4 protein-coding genes and 1 pseudogene are annotated in these 3,519 nt (G+C 53.6%); all 5 read left to right on the plus strand.

Translation table 11 applies throughout. The annotated features are described in order from the left end of the window. The first annotated feature begins 425 nt into the window (after nt 1–425). Entirely contained in the window at nt 426–1,154 is a 729-nt protein-coding gene (locus QZ279_RS07020; protein ID WP_293449541.1) for a carboxyltransferase domain-containing protein, read from the plus strand. After that, nucleotides 1,151–2,155: an urea amidolyase gene (locus tag QZ279_RS07025; RefSeq protein WP_293449543.1), complete on the plus strand. Its 1,005-nt coding sequence runs from the start codon at nt 1,151–1,153 to the stop codon at nt 2,153–2,155. The genes QZ279_RS07020 and QZ279_RS07025 overlap by 4 nt, the downstream gene beginning before the upstream one ends. After that, the gene (locus tag QZ279_RS07030; RefSeq protein WP_293449545.1) at nt 2,152–2,919 is read left to right on the plus strand and encodes a 5-oxoprolinase subunit PxpA; all 768 of its coding nucleotides are present in this window, start codon (nt 2,152–2,154) and stop codon (nt 2,917–2,919) included. Before QZ279_RS07025 ends, QZ279_RS07030 begins: the two co-directional genes overlap by 4 nt. Beyond that, on the plus strand, nt 2,912–3,265 hold the full coding sequence (locus QZ279_RS07035; RefSeq protein ID WP_293449547.1) for a hypothetical protein: 354 nt from the start codon (nt 2,912–2,914) through the stop codon (nt 3,263–3,265). The genes QZ279_RS07030 and QZ279_RS07035 overlap by 8 nt, the downstream gene beginning before the upstream one ends. 24 nt (nt 3,266–3,289) lie before the next feature. Beyond that, nucleotides 3,290–3,519, plus strand: a pseudogene (locus tag QZ279_RS07040) (acyl-CoA transferase); the annotation flags it as partial.

A 3,519-nucleotide genomic window follows, 5' to 3' on the forward strand; every position in this document is an offset into this window, starting at 1 on the left:
TGTGCAGAAGCAGAGTCGTTCACAAAAGCCAGATGCCCTGTGTCACAAATCTGCTTAGTCTGCGAATGTGCAATCGCTCCAATTTGGTGCGTTGCGGGTTTCCTGTGTGTCTGCCTCTGGGATCGTTTTCGACCCCTTATACGTTGTATTAAGTAAAGATATGCCGCGAAAGCCATGTTTATGGCAAGCGATACTGTGCTTTGAGGCTGCCCTAGAGCAAGATAATTAGCAATAAGCTTCGTCGAATTTATGTAATTATATGATTTTGTTGGATAATCTACTTCAGTAATTTTTGAGGGCCAAACGTTTAGTTTCATGAAAGTTGTTTGATTCTATCCATTTAGACGAATCACTCGGGACTCTCTGGTGCTTGCGCTTGTTGTGAGGGCGTGGTGGACTGCCCATAATTCCATGAAGTGAGCGCCATGAACAAGAAAACCACACAGCGATTCCCTGAGTTGGTCTTTGTTGGCATCGACGGAGTCTTGGTGCGTTTTGGAGCTGAGGTGACTGAGCAGATTAATCAGGCTGCTTTGACATTTCATCGACATGTTAGCGCAAGTGTTCCTGCGGGTGTGCTCGAAAGCGCGGCGTCTCTGACGGCTGTGTTCTTGCGCCTAGATATCGAAGGTAACATGGGGGCGGCCCTTCAATGGATTGAACAGCAAATTGCATCGCAAGATTGGTTCGTGTCGCAATCCAGTAACGGACGACACTGGATTATTCCATGTTGCTTTGATGGACCACAGCTTGGGGAAGCGGCTGCGCTTGCTGGGATTAGCGAGCAAAAAGCAATTGCACAAATAACGGCGGTGACGACGCATGTTCTGACATTAGGTTTTGCACCTGGTCAGCCTTATTTGGGCAGTTTAGAGCCGCATTGGGATATTCCTCGTATGGACGGAATTGCACCAAACGTGCCTGCGCAGGCCCTAGTTGTGGCTTTGCGTCAATTGATCATCTTCAACAATACGGCACCGACAGGATGGCGTCATATTGGTCAAACGGCGTTTAGGTGTTTTGACAAGGACCGCCCAGAGCCGTTTGCATTGCAAGCAGGTGACGCAGTTCGATTTGAGCAGGCTGGACGCGCGGAGATTGACGCGCTGTTAAAGGCGCCATTTGGTGGTGCGAAGTTTGAGGTCACATCATGATCTTGGCTATCCTTGTTGAAAAAATCGGACCTGCGGTCACGGTTCAAGATGCGGGTTGGGAAGGAACACTTGCCATGGGGCTATCGCGGGGCGGTGCTGCGGACACGCGCGCGTTGGCCGAGGCATGGGCGCTCATCGGGGAACGTGACACCGCTGTTTTGGAAATGGCCGGTATGGGCGGACGGTTTAAGGTTCTTGCACCTGCACGCATTGCTTTAACCGGCGCGCCGATGGGGGCGACGCTTGATAATGCACACTTGCTTTGGAACGGGGTGCATTGTGTGGAGGCTGGGCAAGTATTGGAGATTGAGACTGCCCGAACGGGTGCTTACGGATACCTTGCGATTGGTGGCGGGTTTGTAACGCCGCGCTTTTATGGCTCTGCCAGTACACATCGTGGAGCAGGATTGGGACATGTGGTTCAGGTCGGCGACACACTGGCGATTGGGACAGATACCAAGCCTGATCGCGTAGGGTTGGTTCTGCCGAGTGTGCGGCAAAATTCGACTCCGATCCGGGTTGTTGCGACTGCGCACACAAGATTGTTTTCGCATGATGTGCGCCGCGCGTTTGAGGAGACGACGTTTGAACGCAGTGCACGAGGTAACCGCCAAGGCGTTGCGTTGGAAACAGGCATGAGTTTTGCTTTGCCGGGTGGTCAATCGATTCCATCTGAAACGGTTATTCCGGGTGATATTCAGGTGCCGGGGCAGGGGGCACCGTTTGCCCTTTTGGCGGACAGTCAAACAACGGGCGGCTATCCACGGATCGCTGCGATCTTGCCTTGTGATTTACCGCGCGTTGCACAGGCAATAGCAGGGACGCAGTTGCGGTTTAAATTCGTGACCCGTGAAGACGGGATTGCCGCAGAATTGGCAGAGCGAAAAGTGCGGTCAGGATTGGGGGCACGTTGCGTGCCGATTTTACGCGACCCCATGCACATTCAAGACTTGTTGTCGTATCAATTGATCAGCGGCGCGATTTCGGGGAAAGAGATATGACACGGACGATAGATTTGAACGCAGACATGGGCGAAAGTTTTGGCGCGTGGAGCCTTGGCAATGATGCCGCTCTTTTGGACATAGTGACATCGGCTAATATCGCGTGCGGCTTTCATGCGGGCGATCCTGATGTGATGGCGACAACGATGAAGTTAGCGGTCGAAAAAGGTGTGGGCATTGGGGCACATCCTGGCTTTCCTGATTTGCGTGGTTTTGGGCGGTATCGGATGCACTTGCCACTCGATCAATTGGGCAACGCGGTACGCTACCAACTGGGTGCTGCGCAGGCGATGGCAAAAGTTGCAGGCGGGTGTGTGCGTCATCTGAAATTGCATGGTGCGCTGGCCAATATGTGTGCTGAGAACGCCGACATGGCGCAAGCCTGTTACATTGCGGCCTTAGAAGTAGATCCCGAGCTGATCATCATGGTGCTTGCGGGCACACAACAACAGAAGGTTGTCGAGGAATTAGGCACTGCCTTCGCGGCTGAAATCTTTGCGGATCGCGCGTATAATGATGATGCAACCTTGGTAGATCGCTCTCTGAAAGGAGCGGTCATTCATGATGCCGAGCTCGCAGCCGCGCGCATGGTCAAGATGGTGAGCGAGGGCGCTATCGTCGCTGAAAGCGGCAAGCGCATTGCGACGCGTATTGATACGATTTGTATGCATGGTGATACGCCCGAAGCGGTTGAAATTGCACGTGCGGTGCGTGTGGCACTAGGTGTGGCGGGGATTGCTGCAAAAGCATTTCCGTATGAGTAATGCGTTTTGGAGTGATTTGAGCGCCGCAGTGTTTGGTGAAACTGTTCCGAGTTACAGCGTGCAAGGGTCTGGGCATTTACCATCTTTTTATAAAGTGTCGGACTTCGTGGAAGCGTCGGTCGGTTTGGCAGGCGTTGCTTTGGCGCGGTTTTGTAATGGGGACGGGGATCAGGTTTTAGTTGATCGCCGGCTCGCGTCGCTTTGGTTTGATATGACTTTGCGACCTGATGGTTGGGACGCGTCGGGGCTTTGGGACGCGATTGCGGGGGACTACCAGTGCCGCGATGGATGGATTCGGTTGCACACAAATGCACCCCATCATCGCGATGCGGCTTTGCTGGTCTGAGGTACAAAAGCTGATCGCGTTGCGGTGGCTGAAGCCGTTTTAATGTGGAGTGGTGTTGAACTGGAAAGTGCAGTTGTTGCGGCGGGCGGATGTGCGGCGTGGATGCGTTTGCCGCAGGATTGGACAGAGCATCCGCAGGGCAGGGCGATTGCGGCAGAACCCTCGGTGCATTGGGAAGATCACGGTGCTTGCGCGTCCTTTGCTGCACCTGAGGGACCGTCGCTGGAAGGTTTGAAAGTGCTCGATCTCACGCG

It is taken from the genome of Planktotalea sp., assembly GCF_018607965.1.
In the GTDB taxonomy this organism is placed as follows: Bacteria; Pseudomonadota; Alphaproteobacteria; order Rhodobacterales; family Rhodobacteraceae; genus Planktotalea.